Genomic DNA, 26721 nt, shown 5'->3' with positions numbered 1-26721 from the left:
TAATTAGTTAAGTTTATAAGTAATTAATGGCTTCTGACCCTGAGCAATTTTTTTGTAACGCAATAGTGCTTCTACATAATAATAATCGGCATAGATAATGGAATAATCGATCTCAGAACCAGCGGGTTTATGCCCTGTAGAATGTAATAAAAGTGCTGAATTATGATTTTTACTCTGATAATTTGCAGATAATTCTTTTAACATCCCCAGGGCTTTTTCATTGTACTCATTAGCCAGATTATTATCTGTTGTATAAACAGCTAATTCTAATAATGCTGAGGCAACCACAGCTGCCGCTGATGCATCACGGGCTGACTTTGGAATTGCAGGATCGTCAAAATCCCAATATGGAATTAGATCTTTGGGTAACCGATCTAAGTAAACGCGGGTTACTTTGTGCGCAAAATCAAGGAATTTAGGATCTTTAGTTTCGCGATATACCATCGTATATCCATAAATTGCCCAAGCCTGTCCCCGTGCCCACATACTGCTGTCACTATACCCCTGATGCGTAACTCCTTTTATTTTTTTACCCGTTTCTTTATCATAAACTACTGCGTGATAGGAAGTGTAATCGGGTCTAAAATGGTTATTCATGGTTACTGCTGCGTGGCTAACTGCCATATCGTATAATTGTTTAGATCCGCCATTTTTGGAAGCCCAGAATAATAATTCCAAATTAATCATATTATCCATAATGGTATTGTGTTGAGGCCATTCCATGTTTGGCACATCACGAGGCCAGGATAAAATAGTACCTACTTTTGGGTTAAATAAAGTGGCCAACGTATCAGCGGTTTTCAGTAATACTGATTTATATTCTGGATCTTTGGTTAAACGATACCCATTACCATAACAGCTAAATACCTGAAAACCTAAATCGTGATCTGTAGCTGGAGAAATTGAAAGTGGTTTTAAATACTGTGTATATTTATCTGCAACTTTTTTCCACTTACTATCTGCAGTCGCCTCAAAAAGATACCATAACTCTCCTGGCCAAAAACCACTGGTCCAATCGGTGTAATCTACCATCCGCCATTCAGTGGCATTTGGTGCGATATTTCTAGGTATTAAACCATTATCCGGAATTTGAGCTAAAGCTTTTGAAGTTTGCTTGACACAATAATTCAATTCGGCATCTACATTGAAATCATTTTCTGCTGGAGATTGAACCAACTTCCTACCACAGCCGGCAAGCAGCATAAATACTCCCAATATAACTGTTACTTGTTTGTTTAGAATCATAATCTTATTACTGTAATTCATTATTTATTTAGTTCCCAATAAATAGTATATCGCTGTCTGTGTATATCAGAAATTGGTTTAAGTGTTTCATCATTTCCCTTAATCTTAAACAACAAATCATTATTGTTTACTTTGGAAATATTTTTTAGTAATTCCTTAGATGAATAGTTCAGCTGATTTGTAATCGAAGCTGGAACATGATAATCGTAGGTATAATAATCATTGTATAATTTAGGATTACTAAAGGGAGCCGGCTCTATCATATCGGCACTACCTAATTCGGCCGCCAAGACAATTGGTCCATAAGTTACTGCTACTACTTTTGGATTATCTGGAGTAGGTGTAACTTTTAATGGTAAATTAAATACCACTCCGATAATATCTCCATCCTTCCACTTGCGATTGAGTACGATGTAATTACCCGGTTTTACAGTAATTTTTTGCTGTTTCCCATTAATTGAAATCTTAGCACCTTCTGTTGCCCAATTCGGATATCTAATATTTATAGAAACAGCTTCTGAACCCGCTGTATTAATGGTTAATTTGATATTATTTTGATTTGGAAAAGTCGTTTCTTGCTTTACTGTCATTCCCTTTTCTTTCCAAGTTAGCAGAGAAGGAATAAACAGATTGACAAATAAATTCTTTTTATCATGGTAATAAATGAACTCTCCATACTTGGCCTGATTTTCAAAACCACTTCCTACACAGCACCAAAAGGAATCTTCAGGTGTGCTGTATACTTTATGAGCACCAGGTTTCATTGGCAGGAAATATGCAACCATTCCGGATTGTGGATCCTGCTGCCCTAGAATATGGTTGTATAATGCCTTCTCGTAAAAATCAACATATTTGACTTTTGGTTCATAGGCAAATAAGTGGCGCGTAAGCTTTAACATGTTATATACGTTGCACGATTCGCCTGTATAACCACTCAAATGTTCTGATTGATGATCAGGCTCGAAAAATTTTTCTTTATCACTATTACTGCCTGTGATAAATGAATGATGATCTACTACGGTATTCCAGAAGAACTCTGGTATTTCACGGTATTTAGTTGTACCTTCTAATTCGTAAGCGCGTGAAATACCAATCAATTTAGGAATATAGGTGTTGGCATGCTTCTTATTCAAATTATCTTCCTTATCAATTAATGGATTTAAAGCATCGTCGTGGTAAAAGAACTCCGCAAGGAACTTGTAATTTGGATTTGCCGTAATTTGATATAAAGCATAAAATGAGTCATTCATACCTCCAAATTCATTACGCAGCATCGTTTTGCGTTCTTCCTGAGAAAGAGGTTTTAATTTTTGATAAGCCCAATCGGCCATTCCTTTAACCACTTCAAAAGCTTCTTTATTATTGCAATACAAATACTGGTCAATAAGACCAGAGAATAGTTTGTGCTGTGTATACCATGGCGCCCAAACTTTCTGTCCTTTTATGGCTCTATCAATTAAATTTTCAGGAAAAGCACTTAGAAAACCTTTTTGGTTTAGTACTTTTTGTATTTCAGCTAAACCAGATACGATACTATCAGATTTCACTTTGTATTTACTGTCGCCAGTAGAAGCATACAATAAAGCTAAACCAGAAAGAATATGTCCAGTGCTATGGCCTCGCAACTCACAATCTAAGGATTCCCAACCTCCTAATTTTTTCATGGTAAAATAACCGCCTTCATTTCCACTGTATATGCCAGCATTATTACGGAAACTGTGCAGCAAACGATCGGCACTAATATCCATAATCCATTTACTCTCTCGAACCATATTCTCTTTAAAAGGACTGTCCAATAGTTTTACATCCTCAAGATCAAAAGCTGTTAATTGGATATTTTTAGTTTCATCTACTTTTAATTTTGACTGATGTTGTCCGGGATAATGCGATTGAGCAAATGCAGTTATAGTGGTTATAAAAGAAAATACGATATACTTTGAATTGTTTAAATACTTCATTTTACTTTAAATGTTATTTTTTATTTCTCTCAAAAATTGAATACTTTTTAGACTAATTTGTAAATACATAAAACTTGACTAATACTTAAATTAATAATTGTGTTTGCTTCTTAAAATTTGATTCTCAAACACAATCCCAATATTAGTTCGTTTTAATTTTTAGTAAGATAAATTATAGTTCAAAGAGTATAAATTATAGTTTTATTAATCTATACAACTTATAAATGAAGGGCTTATCATAAAATCATTTCTTAAATCAAATACAATGTATCTAGTTTCTAAATATAAAAAAGTCGCTGCCAATTTTGGAACGACTTTTTAGATTACCTTAAAAACATGAAACTATAATAGGCAATTTATTTTTTAGGTAATTCACTAATTATAATCGCGACTCCTCCACTTGCTTTTAGATTAAAATAAAGCATTTCTCCTCCTTTTATGATTTGTTCTTTTACCGCTACTTTGGTTCGCGTTTGAATTGCATCATCATCCTGAAATGTTTTGATAGTGTATTTTTTTCCTTTAGTCAAAAAAGCGGTAGGAATTGTGATTTGACGCGATTGATTGTTTGTGATTGCGCCAACAAACCAATCGTTTCTTTTTTTACGAGCTACCGTAATAAACTCGCCTACTTCGCCATTAATAATCTTTGTTTCATCCCATACTGTATGGACTTTATCAAAGAATTCTATTTCTGATTCTCCTTGGTAAAATGCAGGCTGATCATACCAATAGAAGAATTGAATTGGACTATAATACACCACTGACAAAGCCAACTGATGGGCATGAGTATTTTTAATACGATTATTGTAATAAGCAATCGTATAGTCGGCTGGGCCTGCCAAGAAACGTGTAAAAGGTAAAATGGTGTTGTGATTAGCATCTGGCATCTCTTCGTTACCACGAATTCCTTCCTGTGTCATTAAGTTGGGATAGGTACGGCTGAATCCTGTAGGACGGTATTCATCATGTATATCCACCATCATTTCATATTCAGCGCATTTTTTAATTGCTTCATGAAGCCAGGTCGACCAACGCTGATTTCCAACTTGTACAAATCCGAATTTAATACCTTTAATTCCCCATTTTTTATATAATGGTAAAATACTATCAAACTGTTGCACTAAAGCTCTTTGATTCACATATACCCAAACTCCTATTCCTTTTGATGAAGCATAAGCCGTTAACTCAGGTATATTGAAATCTTTAGTTTCTGAAATCGTAGTAGCATCAGAACTCATTTTCATTTCCGGGCCATACCAACCCGCGTCTAAATGAATGTACTGCAAACCTCTCTCTACTGCAAAATCAACACATTTTTTAGCATCGGCCTGAGTTAGTTTTGCAACACGAATTACTTTACCTGGTTTGATAAAAGCTGTGTTTTTGATTTGATTTTCTGGATTCAAATTCAGTATGATGTCATTATTTGTAATTAAATCTATTGCTTTTTCGGCCACCATAATGACACGCCAAGGAGTCGCGTAAGCCGGAATTACATCGATACTTCCATATAACGCTGCTTGAATTGTATTGGGTTTCGTTGGATTTAAACTTAACTTCATACGAGAATAATCGACCATCTGCGCTTCCGTAATTGCAACGTTAAGTTGATTGGACAATTTCATGGTCAACGGACGTTCACTTTGTCCTTTCCAGTTTTTAAGTGGCAGTAAATCATAAGGTCCTTGTGCCCAAGGTTCGTAATAAGCCAAGGTACCTTCTGGCATTTTAAACTGTGTTTGCTCGCCAACGATATGCAGAAAAAGACCATTGGTAGGTTCAGGAAAATAATAACGAAATGCCACGCCTTGGTTATAAGCACGAACCTCCACATTCATGAAATAACTTTTATTCTTATCGTAACCGTCTGTCAAATTTGCGCGAGTTTCTTGCCCTTTACGAAATGTAAGCGTCAATTCATTATAATTATCTGCAATCAAAGCTTTTTCTCCATAAATCGGTTTCCAAGTTTGGTTTACGGTATTTTTAAGTAGTCCTGTAAAGTTAAGATTCTCTCCCCATACTTTACAAGTATCATTAGGTATTCCTAAAGCCGATTCGAAAGTTTGATTTTCAATCAATACCCCTAATTCTGATTCTAAGACTACAGGTTTTCCTTTATAAGAAAGAGAATAATACATTTGTTTCTTACTTGCTGTAAGTTCTTTTTGGTAAAAAGTAAATTCATAATTACCATCAGGTGAATTTAACTTTTGCAGTGTTTCATTTACAATTGTTTGTGCAAAGACTCCTATCTGCATAAAGAATACTAAGAGCATTAAACTATATTTTTGATGTATGATTTTCATATTTATTCTTTTTTAATAAAAAAATGATTTTCTACCGGTGTAGCTGATTGTAAATCTGTTTGATTTCCGTATTGCCAAGCCACTACTGTAACTTTTACTGGAAATTTTGCTTTAGGCGGTATTTTTGATAAGTACAAAATATTATCCTTGATGAAAGCTGGGCCTTCTTTAACATAAAATTGCACCGTTGCATTCTGATCCGAAACAGCTTTTAATGGTATTGATTTTGTTTCTATTGTGACATTTTTTAAGGCTGCAAATTGAATCTTTTGTGATTTACCTGATTGGTTAATTAATGGAAATTTTATATTTACCTGCTGTACAACACTTTTGTATTGCTTATCGCCTTTATTATGCGCTAATAACCAAATATCACTACTTCGCTTTGTATTATTAAAACCTAACTTATCAAAACTAATTTGAAAGGTTGAATCGTTTACCTTTTTAATCGGTCCGCAAATTCTATCCAATTGGAGTTTTGTAACGGCATGCGACCAAGTAGATTTAGTATGAGTGGAATCGGAAAAAAAAGCACTTAAATTAAAAGTAATGCCGTCTGAATTAGGTGAAAATTTTGGTTGAAAATTGGCGTGATTCTTTACTGGTTCTACTATCTTACCGTTTTGTTTAAAGCCAATGAACTGTTTTTCCTTAGCTCTCGCTTTGGCATAAAATGACTCTGTAGCCTTTGCCAAATTTTCATCAAAAACCCAAGAAGCTGTTGTTCGATTTCCTTTGAATTTATCAAAAGAAGCAGTAACAGCCTGCGGAATCGAATCTTTTCGCCACTTATCCATGAGCCAGCCTGAGCTTGGCTCTACTGGCTTTAGGTTAGTAAAACTATTATTTTTATCCTTTGGAGGAAGTCTATGAATTGCTGCAGCTTTTATATAATCCGCCATATATTTTACCAGCTCATCTGAATAATCAAAATGACCGTGACCAGCATCGGCAAATAATGTAATGACACTTTTTGGATGTTTGGCTATGTACTTGTATGCGGGCTGAATTCTAGCTTCCCACCATTCGTACTCTCCCATTATAAATAAAGCTGGAATGCCATCTATATTTCGATTACCCCAATCAGGATTAGGCTTGCCACTTCCTGTTAAAGGACTTTGAGGTGCATCGCCATGAATGGAAACTAAGGCTAAGGTACGCTGCGGATTAAATGCTGCATAATTCCATGGAAAACTTGCCATTGCAGAATGTCCAATTGGGACAATTGGTGCATGAGCCAACTCCTTATAACCCGAAACGTCTGCTAATGATTCGAAAATACTTTCGACTATTTTATCTTCATTTTTAGAAGTATCGTAAGTCCAACTTACAACTGGAGTAACCCAAATTGCAGCAAAACCCAATTCCGTTAATACTTTTCTAAAATAAGTGTGTTCGAGGATTCCTTCTTCAACCATATTATGCTGCCCAAAGACAATTCCTTTTACCTGTTTGCAATTTTCGGGAATCCATAAAAAGGCTTGCGGGTGGTCATTTGTTTCTGCTGAAATAGTTGTGTTTACTTTTACACTCCATTGCCATATCTGACTGTAGCCACTTAAACTTACAAGACTTAAAAAAAATAGTAATTTGAATTTAGTCCTCATTCTTTTTAAATTTTCAATTTTACCAGCATTTACATTTTTACCATTTCCCTTTACCGTTCATTCTTTGAGTTTCGGTATTAGTTAACTGTAGTTGAGTTGATGTAATTTCAAGATTTTTAGCCTCATCATTTTTTATGATTAGACTGTGCGTTAAATCATTAACCAAAACAATATTCTCAGTTGTCATTGGTAAAATGGGCGAACTCATTTCTGCATGAGCAGGCATACCAAATCCCAGCATAATCGGTAAAGTTGGCATTACTACTTGAGCATCGTTTGTATAAAGTTTTACACGATGGTTTTTACCAGCAATCGTAGCGATAGTATGCACCAATGACTTTGGCATACTTGGAACTAATTCTAATTCTACATCAGCGCCTACTGTGTTTTCTCTTAGATATAATAATGGCCCAAACTGTATGTCGGCTCTGCAATCACGCACTACTGTATTAGAACCGATTAAAAAACCTCTTTCTGTCCCAAAAGCTTGGCAACCTTGCAATATGGTTTGATTTTTAGCATCTTCTGTACCACCAATTTCAAAACCAGAACGGGTATTTTTTGAGGTGCAATTACGAAGTGTCACTTTACCTACTCCGCCATACGTACGAAAACCATCTTCACACAGTGATTTTGTATATCCTGGAGTAATCATATAACGACCATCACGGTTTTGATATACGCTTTGGTATTTTAATTTTTCGGCTAAACCACCCGACTCTGCCAATATATCGTTGGTTGTACGCATTTCTCCTTCGGCATAACAATCTTCTAAAACTACATTGTCGGTAACATGTCCTTGTGTTTGAATGTAAAAACAGTGTCCGAATGCACGACTGTACACTCTACATCGTTTCAAAGTGTTGTTTTGGCCTGCAATCATAATCCCACTTTGTTTTTGAAGGTTAGTCAAATTTGGACCGCCTTTACCAAATAAATCTCCATAGCCATAAGTCGAACCGCTTACATATAATTTGACATCTTCTAATAGAGTGTTATCTCCAAAAATGGAAAGAATATTACCATTACTCCCAATGTTTTTAGACCCTGTGTTTTTAATAGTTAAACCTTTTATTGTATTGCCTTTTCCATCAATAAAAATACAACGAGTATAACCGTAGGGTAATATTTTGTATAGTTCAGTACTAATTTCAAAAGTAACACCCGTAAAATCAAAGGTGTTATTATTACCGCCAAAGCGCAAGAACCAACGAGGAGGACGTTTTTGTTCTTCAGTTGTTGCTGGAAGCTCTGATAACAACTTTGTAATCTTATCTTTAGTTAAATACTCAGCAAGCGAATACACTCCTGGTTTCATTTGAATATTTTGACCATTCTTTTTGGCAAGTTGTTCTAAGTCTTCAAGTGTTTCAACTTGTTTTGCTTTATTTTGCGCTTGTATTAGAGCAAAAGTAAATACCAATAATGCTGTTAAAAGTGATTTGAAATTTCTCATTGCCTTCTTCTTTTATTTTTGATTTTTAGCAAGTACAACTACTTACTTAATACTGTTATAATTTATTTTGTAATTCTGAACCAATCAAAATCGGCATAACCGCCCATGCGTACATTGTTTAAACTTGTGGCAAAGATTCCTATTTTAGCAGCTATCCATAGGTCTTTTTGTGCCTTTACAGAGTTACCAATTTCAATAAAATCAATTCCATTTTCACTATAACTAAATTGGCAATTTGCCTCGGGAGCTGTTATTTTCATTCTTAATTCCACTTCATTTGAAAGTAAAGCTTTTTCAGCTACAACTTTCTCCGCTTCTCCATTTATAGCATTTTCGGCAATAACTTGCTGCACCCAATATTTTTCATCATGAAAAGCAATAGCTGCATAAGCATACGATTGTCCCATAAGTAATAATCCAGCTTTTTTACCTGATGTGTTCCACTCGGTGGTTAACTTTACTTTGGTGGTAGCTGTAAAATTTGGAGCTGGTAGTTTTTGCAAAAGCAAATTAGGTACATTCCATAAATTAGGCTCGTTCTTTAAACTCATAGCAAACAAACGCAGATAATTTGTTTCTGGAATCTGTGCACTCCACTTTATAGAACCGTTTGCATACCATTGCCATTGCAAACCAATTTTTCCATTATTGAATTCATCACTTTCGACTGGATGATTTATGGGCGATTTTAATTTAGAAAAAGGTTTACTATAATTTGCTACAGGTTCACCAATACCATTACCATCAAAGTCTTTCCCCATGACAGGCCAATTGTCTTTCCAGCTCATAGGCTGTAAATGTAAAACTCTACCATAAACTCCCTGATCCTGAAAATGTAAAAACCATGAATTGTTATCTGGACTTGTAACCCAGGCTCCTTGATGCGGGCCATTTACTTTTGTACTGCCCTGCTCTAAAACCACTTTATCTTCATAGGGACCATAAATATTTTTGGAACGCATTGCAACCTGCCAGCCGTTTTCAACACCTCCTGCTGGTGCCAAAATATAATAATATTCATCTTTTTTATATAATTTAGGTCCTTCCATCGTATGATGCTTATCGTGACCGTCGAACACATTTTGTCCTTCATCAAGAACTTTAGTTCCTTCTGAATTCATTTTATTAATAGTTAATACACTATTTATACCGGCACGACTGCCCGCCCATGCATGAACTAAATAAGCTTTATCGCCATCCCAAAGCGGACAAGGGTCAATAATTCCTTTGCCTTCCATAACCAAAATAGGTTCGTCCCATTTTCCGTAAATATCTTTGGTTTTTACCATATAAACACCGTAATCGGGATCTCCCCAATAAATGTAGAACTGATTTTTATGAAAACGAATTGCCGGAGCCCAAACCCCTCTACTGTGTTGTGGTATATTAAATACTTCTTCAGGCACTTGTTTTTGCAATGCAAAATTGATGATCTCCCAATTGACTAAATCAGTAGAATGCAAAATAGGCAAACCAGGCGTACAATTAAAACTACTGGCCGTCATATAGTAATTGTTTCCTACCCGAATCACATCTGGATCGGAATAATCGGCATATAAAATGGGATTGGCATAAGTGCCATTTCCATTGTCAGATTGCCAAACCTGAGAAACATACGGTTTTTGATTTTGTATTGTACGCTCCTTTTGAGCTTCCGTTTTTACAACGAAAAGAAACATCAATAAAAAAGTACTATATTTTAAATTTTGCATTTTAATAATCTAAGGAATTTGTAATTAATTCACCGTTACCTGCAAAGGATTTTGAATTATTTCAGCTTGTTTGTTAAGCATCTCATCCCATTGTGTAACCTCATTTACTTGTTTGCTACCAGTCCATACAAAACCGGCATAAAAAGTGATTTTTTTCGATGGATTAGTAACAATCAACAAATTACTTTGGTCAGGAATTGTTGAGTTATTTGCAAATGCCTGAGTAACTAATTCTGGATTTAGTACAATTCCTTCGCCTAAAAAAGTTTTATCGATCGGTTCCCAATGGCGAAACCATCCCTTTGTTTTGTTGATATTAATTTCACCTTTTTTGTCATGGAGTGTAATTCCAATAGTATAATTTGGAAACTGCTCTTTAGCTTTTAAAATGATATCAAATTTTGAAAAATTACTACCCAAATCCAATGAAATACGTTTGGTTTCCTTAATTTGATATTGACTCCACGGCGCATAATCTAATTCGAAAATAGTACGCAACGGTCCTTTGGCTATGGTTTTATAGTTAATATAATTTTTACCTACTTGTAAACTATCATTAACCCAAACTCCTGCCCCACCTGTACCACGACTAGCGCCTACATGATAAGGATCGTACCCTTCTCCATGATCGATGTGATAATAACCTGCTTCTTTCTCATTTTTAGCATACCAATCATCAATAATAGAGTAGTCTACTTTTTTAAGCCAAAGATCGATTCCACTTGAAAGTGTGCCTCCTTCTTTGCCTTCTTCAACTAATTGCTGTGCTACTGGTCCATAAGCTCTGAAAGCTACTCTATTATTTTCCCAAGCGTAATCGTCAATTCGTTCGGGTACGAAACGAGAATAGGCCACTGCTTTTGATTGCGGTTCCTTTACTGTATCAATCACTACCACAAAATCTGACACACTTTTTGCCTTCACCTCAGCCTGAAAAAGTAGTTCATCGGCTTTACCATCATTATCGTAATCAATCCATTGGGTAGTTAAAAACTTCTCCGTTCCTTTCAATTTGACACGAACATTTTTTTCTGAATTGTTCTTTAATACTTTCTCTATCTGGTTACGCTTTACTGTAACAATTTCCTTTCTATCAAAATTCAAACTGTTTTTAACTTTAATTTCAATTTCATCCGATTTATTCGTAGAAATACAGGAGGTGAAAAATATAACTGTAAAGCAGCTACAAAATATTAGTTTTAATTGATTAGGTATTTTCATATTTTAAATAATTATTTTTTTAATTTAAAGGAAAGTTCTTCTACATGTTCACCTACAAAAAAACCGGCCATATCCGATGTTTTATACCATTTAGGCTTTTCCAGCATTTCATCATGTATCAAAACTCCATTAATTTTAAGGTTTTCGAATACTACATTTTTTATTTTTCGTTGTTCGTTATAACCTGCGATAATTGAAGTACTGGCATTTTTACCTACATAATCAATATTTCGGAACATTACATTTTCAATGCCCATACCAGGAGCTGTACAATATTTTGCATTATAAAAAACACGAAGATTTAACAACTGACCTTCTCTAAAATCTTCTATTCTTATAGTTTCAAAAAGAACATTTATAGCCGTATTATTATCCCCTACGTTGATGCTTAAACAGCCTTGATAATCTTGTTGTTTTTCTTTGTGATCTAAGATGTCAATATTGCTGTAAGTTAGATTTTCAAGCAGTTCCGGATTGTTACTGTTTCCATGTGTGCCAATCAAAATAGGATGGCCTACATCTGCCCAAAGTGTGCTGTTTTTCATGGTAATATTTTGGCAGCCTCCTTTAAAATCTTTTCGAGTCCCGTATACTGTGGTGCAATCATCTGATGAACGGATGAAAACCTTATCAAACTGGACATTATTACTAGCCATAATATTCATTCCATCACCCCAGCCAAAAAAACTGATTGTTTTAACATTTTCAATATTTACCTGATCAGATCCACCTGTTAAACACTGCGAAGCAAAAACACCTTCTACTTTAATGTTCTTGGAGTTTGCAATATGAATACCTAATTTAATTTCCTGATCGACCATACCACGACCGCGAATAGTCACATTAGATACACTGTCTAAACGTATTTGCCCCTTTAGGATGGCTCCTCCAGCCAGATATACTGTTTTATTGGACTGAACATTTAATTTTTGATTTGGAATTTCATGAACTCCTGGACCAAAATAAATTACATTCGGATCAGTGAATTTGGGAGAATTTATTTCGAGTGGATTTGCAAAAAGATGCAAATTGTGAAAAATATCATCATTGATTTCAATTGATAAATTGACTGGATTATTCAATATAAAGTTTATCGTATTTCCTTTTACTTTTGATGGGATATGATATGCCAACGGTCTAATACGCGATTGGGTAATTTTAGCTTTTGTAGCTGTTACTTGCACCTCAACGGCACCTGAAAAGTCAAAAGAAGCCAATGCAGCAGTTTGCACCGAATGCCCTGTACCTACTACTTGATCTACTTTTACATTATACACAAAAACATCCAACCATTGTCCTCCAGACTTTCTAACTTTTACAATGAAATCTGAATTTTTATTTACTTTATCAGGAGATGGATATACTACTAAACTATCTTTAGTTACGGCAAACAACTGCATGGTAATCAAAAAGAATAAAATGGTTAGTTGTGTTTTATGTCTTAATATCTGGTTCATTTAGTTAGTTTTAAATTTCTTGATTTTGAAGATTAACTGTACTTGGTTATTTTCATTTTTCAATGTTAATGAGAAAAAGAAATACTCTTCATTACTTATTGTGCAAAGACTATAAATTATGATGCATCTCTGTTCTTTAGCTTACAAAACATCATAAAAGCTACTTCTTTCCAATACTTATGAATCTTTTTTTACTTAGGTAATGCTGTTTTTTTATATACATCACGAACCATAATTGGTAAAACAGGACTACTATAAAAAGAGGAAAAACCGTCTTCATTTGCTTTTACTACATTAACATGGGTAATAAAGAAACCATAGGTATTTGTAGTTTTGTCTATCCAAGGATAAGCACCAGCCCAACTGGGACTGCTAATTAAAATTACGTTGCCTTTCTCATCAAGCTCTTCCCGCCACTCTCCTAATCCGTAAATGCTTTTATGTTTTTTAGACCTAACACGCTCTACATATTCTTTACTATCAATTAAAGCGCCTTTGACTTGATCTGCCTGCATTTCTGTTATGGATAACTTACTTAGTATTTGTCTGTCTTGAAATTTACCCTCATGAGCAATCATATCTAAAAAGTGCATATAATCTGCAAGTGTACTTCGAGCACCTCCACCCAGCATAGGACTATGACCTCCTTCATCGTTTACTGGAACAAAATGGGTGTTTTTCATTCCCAGTGGAACAGCAATATTTTCTAGAAAAAGACTTTCAAAATCTTTACCTGTTGCTAACTCAGCCATTCTACCCGCTACTTGCATCGCCAGTCCACCGTAACTAAACTGTTCGCCAGGCTTAGCTGTTACCGGTAAATTGACAATATGTTTAACAGATTCCTTTAAAGTTTGGTAATTATCTGTGACAGAATCTTTGGGTTGATAATCAGGAAAACCAGCTGTATGGGAAAAAAGTTGTCTTAAAGTAGCTTCGCCTTTGCTGTCTTTAAATTCTGGCAGCCACTTATTGACTTTATCGTCCCAGGAAAGTTTTGTTTTTTCGACAATCGATGCAATAGTTGCTGCTGCCAGCCATTTACCTGCCGAGGCAATAAAAACTTGAGTTTCTTCGGTATAATTCCCATAGCATTTTTTAAGTATAATACTGTCATTTTTAACAACCATCATTGCAGCCCCTGAATAATAACTGCTATCAATCCAAGTTTGAATTTTGTTATCTATAGCTGAAAAATCGTATTTTTCTTGTGCATTTTCTATGCTTGATTTATTAAATACGGGCCTACAACCAATCATTGTTACAAGAATACCTAGTGCAACAAGGTATTTATTTCTAAAAACATTGTTTATTGGCATTTTATTTCAATTTGATACTTTCTATAAATTCTTAAAACACTTTCTAAATTATAAATACCCGTAAAACAAACTATGCTGTCTACGGGCATCTATTCTTTTTGATCTATTATCTTGAATACAATAAAGTACCAAAACCTAAATCATCGTATCCTCCACTGTTAGGATCATATTCGCCACTGCCCCCTTCTGGATAAGCCAAATCTTTCCCCATTTTTATATATCTGGCTTTAATACCTTTTTTTACTGTATAATGATTATAGATTCTTTCCCAAGCAGGTCTGATTTGGCCTCGAGCGGCATCATCTGCTGCAGCTGTATGCGTAATATTATCACAGTTAGTGTATTTATTAAATGGCACTGCTAACCTAGCATAATTAAACTTTGCTTCATATTCTGCTCCTTTAAGGATCAAATTATCTTTGTATCCGTAAACATCTAGTCCTTGAGTATCTGCCATTTGAGCAATTGTCCCCAATAATCCCACTACCATAAGAGCATGTCCTTGATCACGTCCAGCTTCTTGAATTTGTCCTAAATCAATATCATCATTAGCACTTTTTGGATGCACATAATTAATTGCTTTGATCAGTTGACCATTACCAACACCTTTCATTAAATAATTAACTACATAGGTGTATTTTGCAACATCATCGTTTAACACAGCAATTGACATAATAGAAGCCAGATTACATAAATCCCAATTAGCCCAATAATGAGAAGAACAGGTATTGTAATGTGTTTGCAGGAAATCATAATTTACTGGATAAAAGACATCTAACATCCATTTCTTAAATTTTGCAAGATCAGCCGCATTCCAGCCCGAATAATCACGCATAATTTCAGCAGCATTGGCAAATTGGTATCCATAAATACCTGCTCCTAATGCTTTATTAGAATCACCACTGATTCTGGTACAAGTAGCAGCCCAGGCATTTAATATTTGAATAGATTTATTCGCATAAGCTACATCTCCAGTTATTTTCCAACGAATAGCGGTAAGATAAGCTGCATGTGCATCATTCATAGCCGTAGCATAATTGTCTGATGCTGGTTCTTCCTTAGAACCTCCTCCTCTAATTAAGGTAGCAACTGGTCCTTTCATTGCATAAGTAGCAGAAGCATGGCTATTACCAATCATTTTATTATAACCAGCCAGCCAAGGATCTACATTATTAGCTACATTGGTTTTCATACGATCAAAATCTTCTTTTGAATGCAATAATCCAGGGTGCACAAACTTCATGTTAGCAGGAACGACAATATCCTCTGAAGCGTTTGCTTGATCATCTTTCTTCTCTTGAGGCAAGCCATAATCATAGGAACATGCAACAAAGGCAATAGAACCAAGCAATGCCCAAACAAATTTGGTTTTTATTAATTTTATTTTTTTCATATACTTATTTTTTAATAGGTATTACTATTCTGCTAGAGTTACTTTGATTCACTTAGCATAAAACTTGATAGTAATACGAAACAATTGATTTAATGATGGTAAACCAGCCAAGTAACACAAAATGCTACTTGGCTTGGTTAACTTAAATTTTATAAACCTAAAAAAGCTTTTAGTTCTGCTTGATTCTTAAATGTGCGAATCCAATCTACTTCATAACCTGTTTCAGCACCTACGATATCAGCTATTTTGAACTGTCTCGTTGTTAGTTCTGTTAAAGTTGTGTAATCTGCAGACAAGTCATAATAAATTACATTTTGAGCCATTAAATCTGTTTTATATTTGTTATTTCCCAGATTAGCACTACCTGTTGGAAGAGGATCAATAATAATATTACCAGTTCCTGGTTTAGCCGCTCCTGTACCTGTAAAAGCAATTTTCATAGCTAATATTGGATATTCTGGAGCTTGTATAAATTTAGCTTTGGCAGTTCCTCCTGGAGAAGGAAATACTCCATTCATAATAGTATACAAATCGGCACGACGTTTACTCGCAGATGTACCTAACTGAGTTGGATCAAAAGTTACCTTTAATTTACCATCTTCTATTTTATAAGATGCATTTTGAGCTGGTAGCCATTGTGGATCTGCTGGATCATCAAACTCAAAAATATACTTCCCTTTAGGAGGAGCAATTACAGTTAACGAAGGCCCAGTGATAATTTGGTTTTCCAGCCAAACCCTTACTTTACCAGTAGCAGCACCTTTGGGAACTATAACATTAATTTGGGTATCTGATACAGAAACCGGCTTAGCGGAGAAAGCATCTACAGTTAAATCACTTGAAAATTTAACTGTTACTTTTGAAAGATCAGTTCCAAATCCTTTACCCGTAATGACAACTAAATCTCCCACATTGACAGAACTTGGAGCAATACCACTTACAGTTGCACCTGTTAGATATTGAAAATCCGCTGTAATAGCAGAATTTGTCCATACTTTTACGGTAATAGGCCCAGTTCCTGCATCTTGCGGAACACGCACTTGAACAGAAGTATCTGTATAACTGATAATTTCAGTAGCTGCTATACCATTAAAATAAATTTTTGCAGCTTTAACGTATTGACCAAAATTGGCTCCTGTTAAAGTAACTATATTCCCAGATGCCCCTGAAGTGGGAGAAACTGAACTTATAGTTACTGCAGGATAAGTAACCAATGGATCTCCTACGAATTCTCTTTCCTGATCACTGCAAGAAGTAATAAATAGTATACTTACGAATGCTGCGACCGCTTTTATATTGTTTTTTATGATTTGCTTCATTTTGAATACATTTAGAAATTCCTAATTAATAACCTGGATTCTGCACCAATTTCCCATTCAATTGTATTTGCGTTAAAGGAATAGGAAACAAATAATGTTTACGTTGAAAATTCCTATTGGATACTGGGTCTAACAACAAAGCTCTAAGATTTCCTTTTCCAGTAGCTACACTAATTTCGCCATAAGGATATGAAGCTGGTTTATACAAATTTGCATTTCCTTCATAATCTGTTCCTTGAATAACAGAACCTACCACTGGCTGGTTTAATTCTTGTTCAGCAATTCCCCAACGCTTTAAATCATCGTAGCGCGAATTTTCGCCAAATAATTCGACAGCCCTTTCTCTTCTTAATTCTTCCTTCATGTTTAAACCATTAGCAGTAACAAAAGCATTCGTTAATGCAGGTAATCCAGCTCTTTGACGAAGCAAATTGATTGATTCATTTAATTCAGCATCAGAAATAGCACCATTCAATTCGAATAAGGCTTCTGCGTAAATAAGATACACTTCGGCCAATCGAATTTGAGCATAATCAGGAGATTCTGTGTTTGCTGCTCTGTAAGTACCATATTTGTACGAACGGAATTTTCTGTTGGCATAACCTGATCCACTATCTCCGCCTGGACCGAATAATTTTATTGATCCTTGAGCAGGAATGGCATCCGTATTTGCATCGACAAAATAAGAAGTCAACCTATAATCTCTGTTTTTGTACTCATCTTGTACATGTTGATACCCTTGAAACAAAGGCGATTTGTTTACAGGAAGGCCATCACTACATAAAAACATATCCATAAATTTGCGTGAAGGCGCCAACCTTGAAGAAACCGTATGGCTCAAATTAATGCCTCCTTGCAGCAAACCAAAATCATATTTATTATACAAAATATATTCTTTGTTTGTTGCTTTATCTAGACCTGCAGGATTAGAACCAGCATCTTCCAAATTGAATAAATAACACATACTAAAATTATTTAGCTGTGTATTGTAATTCCAAAGCTGGTAGCCTCCACTAGTCATTACTTCTTTTGCTAATACAATTGCCTCCTGTAAATAAGCATTTACATTAGAAGAAGCTTCTGCAGTACCTGCTCCAGTTGAAGTACCATCTCCATCTGTAGTATTGCCTACATACTTTTCCCAAGTAGCTTCGTACAATAAAACACGTGCCTTAAAAGCTTTGGCTGCCCAATTGCTTAGATGTCCTTTATCAGCACCCGAAATATTTTGTTCAGTAGGCAAATTTGGAATCGCTTCATCTAAATCCTTAATGATTTGTTTCATCACTTCGTAGCGACTGTTACGTTTTCCATATAATACCCCATCATTAATATCTACTACCGTAGTTACGATAGGTACTCCTCCAAAACGTTTTAGTAAAAAAAAGTGATGCCAAGCTCTAAAGAATTTTGCAGCGGCTACATATTGCGCAATTGCTGCTTTGTCTCCTGTATACTGATCAGCAGCTTTTAATAAAATATTATTGGCTCTAATATATTTATATGGGTTTGTCCAGTAAATATCTGAATTGCCTGCTACTGTATTACCACGACCTTCTTCTTGCGCTAATGAAGTAAGATCTGTACCAAAATCCATAAAAGAAAATACACTGCTACTATTAATTGGTTTCCAACTGATCATTTTATTGTAAAAATCATTGGAAGCAACTTTAAAATCTGCTGTTGATCTAAAATAAGAAGCTTCAGTTTGTGCATCCAAAGGATCTAATTCTAGGTAATCATTTTGACAACTCGAAAACAATAATACTGAAGACAGCATTAAGGTTAATACTCTATTTTTCATATTCGTCATTTTAATAATTAAAAGGAAACATTAAGTCCTATCGCCAATGTTCTCACAAAAGGATAAATGGTATTTGAACTATCTCCATATTCTGGATCATAACCATCTTTTACTTTAGAAAATTCAAATAAATCATTTCCTGAAAAATAAACTCTGAATTTATCAATTGGGAAATTTCCAATTTTCAAGTCGTCTAAAGTATAACCAACAATTAAAGATTTCAGCCTAATGTATTGGTTGTTTTGTAAAGCAAAATCATTGCTTGCCCAGTTCCAGGCTGCTCTAGTTGTATTGGCAGTCATTCTAGGATATTCAGCATCCGTATTCGTTTCTGTCCAAGTCTTCCCTATAAAAGCTGTAGTCTGGCTACCGTATAATGTGTTAAATGGATATGAAAAGAAACCGGTTCTTAGAACGTTTTGCTGCAACATTCCCTGAAAGAAAATAGAGGTATCAAATTTGCCATAAGTTCCATTTAAATTAAGCCCATAAACATAATGCGCCTGTGTATCTCCCATAAACTTCACATCCTTAACATCGATTTGTCCATCTTTATTAAGATCTACTCTTTGAGTATCACCAGGACGCAAAGCATTAACTCCAGTTGGTAATGCTCCATTATTATTATTTGCAGCATAATAAGCATCTACTTCTGCCTGATTTCTAAATAAATTTGTTGTTTCGTATAAGAAAATTGGGTTTAAAGGATAACCTAAAACGCCATTTGTATTAACTCCGTTTGTAATAGCGGTCGCATTTTCTTTTTTCAATAAAATGTTCTGACTGTCTCCCATATTGGCGGCAATACTGTATTTGAATTTACCAATCTGACCTCTATAACCTAGAGTAGCTTCCCAGCCTTTTGTTTCCAATTCACCTGCATTAGTTTTTGGTGCTGTACCTCCTAAAACATCTGGATAAATAACATTGGTCAACATTCCGTTGTTCCTTTTCTTGTATCCATCAAATGAACCGAAGAGTTTTTTATTAAAAAAGCTAAAATCAACTCCAAATGTATTCATTGCAACTCGTTCCCACGAAATATCATTAGAAGTAATACCTGCTACAGAACTAGCTGTTTGCAAAGCTGCCGTAGAACCAAAAAGTGCACTCCCATTGTTGATATTAGATACATAACTATAATTACTAATCCCTGATTGTGATCCCATTTCGCCGTAAGAATATCTTAATTTTAGGTAGCTTAAGGGTTTAAGATTTTTCATAAAACCTTCTTCTGTTACCACCCAGCCTGCTTGAACTCCACCGAAATTGTTCCATTTATTTCCATCTCCAAACTTAGAAGAGCCATCACGTCTCCAGCTTCCTTCAATTAAATATTTATTTTTATATCCATAATTAACTCTTGCCAAATAAGAATATAAACCATTATGTCCACGGCCACCTGTAGCCTCCACTTTTTCTTCAATAGATCCCATATTAAGATCGTACACTCCATTATCAACAAATCCCTTTCTGTAACCATACAATCTAGTGTCTTCAGTCTTTTCGGCAGTTATTCCTAATAATCCTGAAAAATTATGGTCTCCTATTTGTTTCTCATAATTTAAAAATCCACCATAATTTTGATACGTTATTTGTTTATCTTCTTGTCTAATTGAAGAAGCAGAATTTACCGATTCAGGTGCTAAATCTCCGTACCAGCTGTATTGTGGCACCGTAATATCATATCTTAGGTTTGTATAAAAGTCTTTACTGTATGCCACTTTAGTTTGAAACGTCAAACCTTTATACAATTTAAAAGTAGCTGCTAAATTCATCATGATTTGATCTCTGGTCGTTTGATCTCTACCTCCATCAACTGTTGCCGCCACACTATTACGGTTACCTGCTATATTAAAATTGGCATACCACTGTCCATACGGATTTCTCGATGGGAAAAAAGGTGGATCTTGTGCTAATGAACTGTCTAAACCTGTAGAAGGAGAAGACAAATTATATTTTAAATACGACATATTAGTTTCTAAGTTCAACCAATTATTGACCTTATAATCGTAGTTTAAACGAACATTATATTGTTTTTTACCGTCATAAGCCGTCTGCAAAGCTCCTACATCTTCTGAATATCCATAAGAAACTCGGTAATTGGTGTTTTCAGTTCCACCTGAAATACTTCCATTATTGAACGTAGAAACAGAACTTCCAAACATTTCATCGTAACGAGGTGCATTTGCGATATAAACGTCACCCCAATATAATGTAGAATAGATGCCTGCATAGCCTGACTGCATTAATTGTAAATTTTCTTTAGACTGCCATCCCCAATAATTAGCTTGCGCTCCATCTTCCTTTGCTGCATCAAGCCAAATGGTTGCATATTGCTGCATCGTTGGCGATTGTGGTCGAATCCCTAAAGTATTTACTCTAGTTGTGGTAGACAAATCAATTTTCATTTTACCAGACTTTCCTTTTTTGGTAGTAACCATAATTACCCCATTAGACGATCGAGAACCGTACAAAGCCGCAGAAGCATCTTTTAGTACTGTTACCGACTGAATATCGTCTGGGTTCATGTTGTAAAAGGCCTCATTATTTATCGCTGGAGTTCCGTCAATTACAATTAATGGAGAACCACCATTGATTGAAGTTGCTCCACGAATCTGCATATTAATAGCTTCTCTCCCTGGTCGTGAGGAACTTCGAGTAACTACCAATCCTGGAGTTTCTCCTTGTAAAGCTAAAACCGGATTTGTTACAGCTCTATCTTGAAAGGTTTTAGCTGTTACAGTTTCTATGGAACCTGTAGAAGTTACTTTCTTCTGTGTACCATAAGCCACCACAATAACCTCATCTAATTTTTTTTGATCAGCAACTAAAGCTACATTAATTACCGATTTACTCGCAACTGAAATTTCTTGATCTTGATAGCCAATAAAGCTAAAAACTAAAATGGCATCTGAAGAAGGTACACTAATAGTGAAATTTCCATCGAAGTCAGTTGTTGTGCCTTGATTAGTGCCTTTAATCATAATGTTAGCACCAGGACATCCTAAATTGTCTTCAGCAGTTACTACTTTTCCCTTAATTATTATCTGCTGAGTTGCATTATTGAACTCAACTGTTTCCATCATTCTAATCTTTCCCTTTTCTAAAGCGAATGAATGAGAAGAAATGCAAACTAACATCGAACAGAGCAGAGCAGGCTTTAGTCGATTAATTGAGTTTGTTTTATTTAAAACAAGTTTATTCATTTTGATTTGTTTTGGTCGTTGATAATTAGTTTAAGTTTATTAATACTATAATGTTTAAGTAAGTACAGATTTCATAAATACATTTTTAATGGTTAATAATTTTAATACTCGCAATTTTGAATCGAAATAATTATTAAATCGTCAAAATCGAACATTGCAATATTAAAAAATTGGCAATCTAGAGTGTATAAACCATGATTCAAAGAGTATAAATTATATTTCAATATTGCGTAATTGCCTATATATTTGGGAGTTTAAGCACTTTTTATACTGTTATCATTATGGTTAATAATAAAGTTTATTAAGTCACTCCTATTTAAAATAATTAAGGATATTAATCGCGATTTTTAAGACAATAAAAAATCCGATTTGAATACTCAATCGGATTTAAATAAAATTCTCTACTGTTTTTAGTCACTAGACTTATCTTCATTTTTTCTTGTTTTATTTTCTTCTATATATTGGGAAGGCGTTACATTAAAAACTTCCTTAAAAGTCTTCGTAAAATAAGCCGTCGAATTGAATCCGCAATTGTGAGCGACTTCTTTAATCGAAAATGAATCACTAATTAGCAGTTCTGCCGCATATTTTAATTTTATGGTCCGAATAAAATTACTTGGATTTTGTCCCGTCAAGGAACTAATTTTTCGATAAAACTGAGAACGTCCCATATTTAAGGCATTCAGCAAATCGTCTAAAGAAAAATCGACGTTAGTTACATTATCTACAACTGCTTTTGTAGCTTTATCTAAAAATTTTTCATCAAGTGAATTAATTGTTATATCAGATGCTGGAATAATTCCACCTACAGCTGCAAAACGTTCACGGGAACGCTTACGTGCTTCCAGCAAATTATTAACTCGTGCCTTAAGCACATTGATACTGAACGGTTTTGACAAGTAGGCATCAGCACCTCTTTCATAACCCGTTGCCAGATCTTCATCTAAACTACGGGCTGTAAGGAGTAAAATAGGTATATGACTAATTTCAAAGTCACTTTTAAGTTGTTGGCATAATTCGAAACCATCCATTTTTGGCATCATTACATCACTAATTATGATGTCTGGAAAATACTTTCTTATTTTTTCTAAACCAGCTACTCCATTGACTGCTTCCTTAACTCTAAATTGCTCGCTGAGTTCAGCCTTAAGATGACTCCGAAGTACCTTATTGTCTTCAATTAAAAGTATTAATGGTCTTTTTTTGTCTGCATCTGAAGCGATTGCATCTGAATTTATATTTTCATCGGCAATAGAAATTTCATAATCTGCAGATGAAAGTGCATTCATATTGCTACCTTGTGCTGTTATATTTCCTGCTTCTATAATCTTCTTGCCATCTTCTTTTAGATCTGCTGGAAGTCTTACACTAAAAGTTGTGCCCTGTTTATATTTGCTTTCAACCAAAATCATTCCTTTGTGCAATTCAACAAGACTCTTTGTAAAATTCAATCCAATACCTGTTCCTGCTTTAGATGCATCGGCATGAAAAAAACGCTGAAAGACTTCTTTAAGCTGTTTCTTTTTAAAACCTATTCCCGTATCTGACACATTAATCTGAATCATTTTTCGATTAATCGAAGGCCTTAAATAATTCCATTTATATCCTATACTATCTACAAAAATTTCAGATAATGTCAACGTAATAATTCCTCCATTATCTGTAAACTTAATTGCATTAGATAGGAGATTTGCTAGTATTTTTTCAATTTTATCGGCATCAAAATTTCCATAATATTGATCAAATTCTGATTCAAAGACAAAACGAATGTTTTTGGATTTAGCTAAATCTTCAAACAAGAAAAAAGTTTCCTTGCTAAATTTTACAATATCCAGATTAGCAATTTCTAAATGAGATTTACCAAGATCCATTTTTCTAAGATCCAATAACTGATCTACTAAATAAAGTAAACGTTTACTGCTTTTTTGAATTATTGCCGCTGATCTTTTTACTTCATCGGGCTCATTAAAGTGAGTCAATATTTTCTCAACGGGATTTAATATCAAGGTCAAGGGTGTTCTAAATTCATGAGAAACATTGATAAAGAATTTTAGTTTTAATTGATCCAATTCTTGTTCTTTCTCCTCGTTCAATCTTTGGGTATAATACTTTAGTCCAAACCAAATCATGGCTGTTGCTGTTATCATATAAAAAATATATGCCCACCATGATTTCCAAAAAGGAGGAGAAACTTTAATCTCAATACTTGTTTTACCAGCATTTTCCCATTGACCATCAATTGCAGACATTACTTCAAAATTATAGGAGCCTGGGGGCAGATTTGCATAATTTGCAATACGATTATTATCTGCATTGATATATTCTTTATCCAATCCAGACATTTTATAAGCATATTTTACACGCTCTGGATTCTGATAGTTTAAGGCTACAAAGCTTATTGATATATGACCTTCATTATAAGCCAGTTTTAATTTATCTAAACTATTAAGATCATTTTCAAACAAAACTCTATTATTGATCGTATCGCCGGCATTAACTTTTTGATTGAACAATTTTATACCAGAAAGAATAGGTTTTACTTTATCTGAATTCAGCACTATATCATTGGGATTAAATAAATTAAACCCATTTATTCCACCAGCTATTATACGTCCATCAAAAGTTTTAGCTATTGATTTACTTTGAAATTCTAGACCTTGCAAGCCATCGTGAACATTAAAATTAATGATCTTACCTGATTTAGGACTTAATAGAGACAGACCACTCTTTGTACTAATCCATATATTTTTGTTATTATCTTCCTGTAAACCAACCACTAAATTATTTGGAAGACCATTTGATGAAGAATAGGATTTTCTCAATTGTAAATTCTTATCTAATTGAAATAAGCCCATATCTGTACCAACCCAAATATTCCCTTTATAATCTTCAATTACTTGGTTTACGCGATTTCCTTGGACATTTTTAATTTTAATTTCTTCAAACTGGATTTTCTTTGGTATTCTGGCATCCAATCTATCAAGATTGACATAACAAAGACCTATAGATGTTCCTACCCAAAGTCTGTTTTTGGAATCTACAAAAAGTGAAAAAACAAAATTACTAATTATACTTTTTGGTGTATTCGGACTGTTCTTAAACTGATAGAAACGCTCTGTTTGGGTATCAAATAAATTTAGTCCTTCCAAAGATGTACCCAGCCAAAGTCTCTCTTGTTTGTCTTTAACAGCACACCAAACTGTATTTTGGCCTATTGAAAAAGCATTATTCGGATCATTTAAAAACCGTTTTACCTGACCAGTCTCTGTATTAAATTTGTTAAGACCTCTGTCCCAGGTACATACCCATAACTCATCATTATTGCCCTCAATTACATACAGAATTTTATTAGAACTCAATGAATTTGAATTACCTGGGATATTTTTATAATGTTTATACGTTTCTTTTGTATCATCATACATATCAAGACCTCCTCCATCTGTTCCAATCCAAATTCGCTGATGACTATCTTGAAATACTGACTGTGCAATTTTAGTACTTAAACTATTTGTAGTTTGAGCTTTGTAGAAATGATGGCCAAACGATGATTTAAATAAAGCTAATTTACTTACACCTTTGTTATAAGTAGCTATCCAATAAATACCTTCCTTATCTTGAAGTACTTTTGATGGCTGATTGTTTGGTAATGAAAAAGAATCATCTGGATTTTGGATCAGATGTTTTACTAATCCCTTTTGCTGATCTAAGAGATATAATCCCTCTCCATCGGTAGCTACCCAAATTAAACCTTTGTTATCTTGATACAGATGAAAAATTGGTACTGAATAACTCTCTGAACTAACTTTTTTATGTTGTTTAGTGATCGAATTATAAACATACAAATGTCCCAAATCATTACCAATCCAAAATTCACCTCTGTTATCAAGTATAATTTGTTTAGGCAAATGATCTAAAAACTGATTCGTCTCAAATTTTATATTCTGACGTTCGAATACATTTGTTTTTGAATTGTACCTATGCAAATTATTTCCTGCTGTTCCAATCCAAAGCTGTCCTTTTTTATCTAATATCAAATTAGAAACATTATTGTTATCTAATGCATTACTGTTTTTAGAACTGGCAGTATAACGAACTGATTTTAAACTTTGAAAGTTATTTGAAAAAGTTGACAGATCAATTTTAATCAAACCGTTTTTAGTACCAACCCAAAGTATTCTTTTTAGAGTATCAAATTTTAGACAATTGATTTCCTCTCTCGGATTAGTTTTATCGATGATATTTTTGTCCAGATTAATTTTGTAAAATCGCTGTGCTTTTTTATCAAAAACATTTAAACCATTACTCGTTCCTATCCATAAATATCCTAAATGATCTTCTGTAATGGCATTTATGCGATTGTTACTAATGGAATACTTGTCATTAACAATTGGCCGGAAAATTTCAAATTCATATCCATTATACTTATTTAAACCATCAATGGTACCAAACCACAAAAAGCCTTCTTTATCCTGAAATATTTCTACACAAGTACTGCTAGAGAGCCCTTTGCTGGTATCAAAATTCTCAAATTTCAAATTTGAAAACTGTGCACTAACATTAAAACTGAGTATTAATAATGCACCTCGTATTAAATCTATTATTCTCACATTTATTGTACTATTATCCTATAAACACTTCATTATTTAGAATTATATTAATTTCGTTTTAATTATCTTTTTAACTATGTAAGAAAATATACCTAATCTTTT

14 protein-coding genes are annotated in these 26721 nt (G+C 34.3%); all 14 read right to left on the bottom strand.

What is annotated here, in order from left to right; translation table 11 throughout:
* Positions 1-3: 3 nt before the first annotated feature.
* A complete protein-coding gene (locus GSY47_RS09505) occupies positions 4-1266 on the bottom strand; it encodes a glycoside hydrolase family 88 protein (protein ID WP_246611305.1) in 1263 nt (420 codons plus the stop codon).
* Entirely contained in the window at positions 1266-3203 is a 1938-nt protein-coding gene (locus GSY47_RS09500; RefSeq protein WP_179005984.1) for a glycoside hydrolase family 127 protein, read from the bottom strand. Before GSY47_RS09500 ends, GSY47_RS09505 begins: the two co-directional genes overlap by 1 nt.
* Positions 3204-3559: 356 nt before the next feature.
* Positions 3560-5515: a glycoside hydrolase family 97 protein gene (locus GSY47_RS09495; RefSeq protein WP_179005982.1), complete on the bottom strand. Its 1956-nt coding sequence runs from the start codon at positions 5513-5515 to the stop codon at positions 3560-3562.
* Positions 5516-5517: 2 nt separating this feature from the next.
* A complete protein-coding gene (locus GSY47_RS09490) occupies positions 5518-7122 on the bottom strand; it encodes a hypothetical protein (RefSeq protein WP_179005981.1) in 1605 nt (534 codons plus the stop codon).
* Positions 7123-7159: 37 nt separating this feature from the next.
* Positions 7160-8440, bottom strand: a complete 1281-nt coding sequence (locus GSY47_RS09485) for a hypothetical protein (RefSeq protein ID WP_219071244.1) — start codon at positions 8438-8440, stop codon at positions 7160-7162.
* Between the two features lie 200 nt (positions 8441-8640).
* A complete protein-coding gene (locus tag GSY47_RS09480; protein ID WP_246611304.1) occupies positions 8641-10290 on the bottom strand; it encodes a glycoside hydrolase family 43 protein in 1650 nt (549 codons plus the stop codon).
* Between the two features lie 24 nt (positions 10291-10314).
* Positions 10315-11394 (bottom strand): DUF4861 family protein, encoded by a 1080-nt coding sequence (locus tag GSY47_RS09475; RefSeq protein ID WP_246611303.1) that lies wholly within the window; start codon positions 11392-11394, stop codon positions 10315-10317.
* A 128-nt stretch (positions 11395-11522) separates the two neighbouring features.
* On the bottom strand, positions 11523-12968 hold the full coding sequence (locus GSY47_RS09470) for a glycosyl hydrolase family 28 protein (RefSeq protein ID WP_218651431.1): 1446 nt from the start codon (positions 12966-12968) through the stop codon (positions 11523-11525).
* Positions 12969-13159: 191 nt separating this feature from the next.
* Positions 13160-14287 carry a serine hydrolase domain-containing protein gene (locus GSY47_RS09465; protein WP_179005976.1) on the bottom strand — a complete coding sequence of 376 codons (1128 nt, stop codon included), beginning with the start codon at positions 14285-14287 and terminating at the stop codon, positions 13160-13162.
* Between the two features lie 106 nt (positions 14288-14393).
* On the bottom strand, positions 14394-15680 hold the full coding sequence (locus GSY47_RS09460) for an alginate lyase family protein (protein WP_179005975.1): 1287 nt from the start codon (positions 15678-15680) through the stop codon (positions 14394-14396).
* A 149-nt stretch (positions 15681-15829) separates the two neighbouring features.
* Positions 15830-16999 (bottom strand): IPT/TIG domain-containing protein, encoded by a 1170-nt coding sequence (locus tag GSY47_RS09455; RefSeq protein WP_179005974.1) that lies wholly within the window; start codon positions 16997-16999, stop codon positions 15830-15832.
* Between the two features lie 25 nt (positions 17000-17024).
* Positions 17025-18803 carry a RagB/SusD family nutrient uptake outer membrane protein gene (locus GSY47_RS09450; RefSeq protein WP_179005973.1) on the bottom strand — a complete coding sequence of 593 codons (1779 nt, stop codon included), beginning with the start codon at positions 18801-18803 and terminating at the stop codon, positions 17025-17027.
* Between the two features lie 17 nt (positions 18804-18820).
* Positions 18821-22012 carry a SusC/RagA family TonB-linked outer membrane protein gene (locus GSY47_RS09445; protein ID WP_218651430.1) on the bottom strand — a complete coding sequence of 1064 codons (3192 nt, stop codon included), beginning with the start codon at positions 22010-22012 and terminating at the stop codon, positions 18821-18823.
* A gap of 410 nt (positions 22013-22422) precedes the next feature.
* Positions 22423-26547 carry a hybrid sensor histidine kinase/response regulator transcription factor gene (locus GSY47_RS09440; protein WP_218651429.1) on the bottom strand — a complete coding sequence of 1375 codons (4125 nt, stop codon included), beginning with the start codon at positions 26545-26547 and terminating at the stop codon, positions 22423-22425.
* Positions 26548-26721: the final 174 nt, after the last annotated feature.

Source organism: Flavobacterium quisquiliarum (assembly GCF_019308285.1).
Taxonomy (GTDB): domain Bacteria; phylum Bacteroidota; class Bacteroidia; order Flavobacteriales; family Flavobacteriaceae; genus Flavobacterium; species Flavobacterium quisquiliarum.
The sequence above is the reverse complement of the archived record's forward strand: the minus strand, read 5'-3'. Positions and strand labels throughout refer to the sequence as shown.

Bases quoted from the DNA above. Each gene is read 5' to 3' on its own strand.
- GSY47_RS09455 (WP_179005974.1), bottom strand. From the start codon at position 16,999: ATGAAGCAAATCATAAAAAACAATATAAAAGCGGTCGCAGCATTCGTA.
- GSY47_RS09450 (WP_179005973.1), bottom strand. From the start codon at position 18,803: ATGAAAAATAGAGTATTAACCTTAATGCTGTCTTCAGTATTATTGTTT.
- GSY47_RS09500 (WP_179005984.1), bottom strand. From the start codon at position 3,203: ATGAAGTATTTAAACAATTCAAAGTATATCGTATTTTCTTTTATAACC.
- GSY47_RS09505 (WP_246611305.1), bottom strand. From the start codon at position 1,266: ATGAATTACAGTAATAAGATTATGATTCTAAACAAACAAGTAACAGTT.
- GSY47_RS09495 (WP_179005982.1), bottom strand. From the start codon at position 5,515: ATGAAAATCATACATCAAAAATATAGTTTAATGCTCTTAGTATTCTTT.
- GSY47_RS09465 (WP_179005976.1), bottom strand. From the start codon at position 14,287: ATGCCAATAAACAATGTTTTTAGAAATAAATACCTTGTTGCACTAGGT.
- GSY47_RS09485 (WP_219071244.1), bottom strand. From the start codon at position 8,440: ATGAAACCAGGAGTGTATTCGCTTGCTGAGTATTTAACTAAAGATAAG.
- GSY47_RS09470 (WP_218651431.1), bottom strand. From the start codon at position 12,968: ATGAACCAGATATTAAGACATAAAACACAACTAACCATTTTATTCTTT.
- GSY47_RS09460 (WP_179005975.1), bottom strand. From the start codon at position 15,680: ATGAAAAAAATAAAATTAATAAAAACCAAATTTGTTTGGGCATTGCTT.
- GSY47_RS09490 (WP_179005981.1), bottom strand. From the start codon at position 7,122: ATGAGGACTAAATTCAAATTACTATTTTTTTTAAGTCTTGTAAGTTTA.
- GSY47_RS09480 (WP_246611304.1), bottom strand. From the start codon at position 10,290: ATGCAAAATTTAAAATATAGTACTTTTTTATTGATGTTTCTTTTCGTT.
- GSY47_RS09445 (WP_218651430.1), bottom strand. From the start codon at position 22,012: ATGAATAAACTTGTTTTAAATAAAACAAACTCAATTAATCGACTAAAG.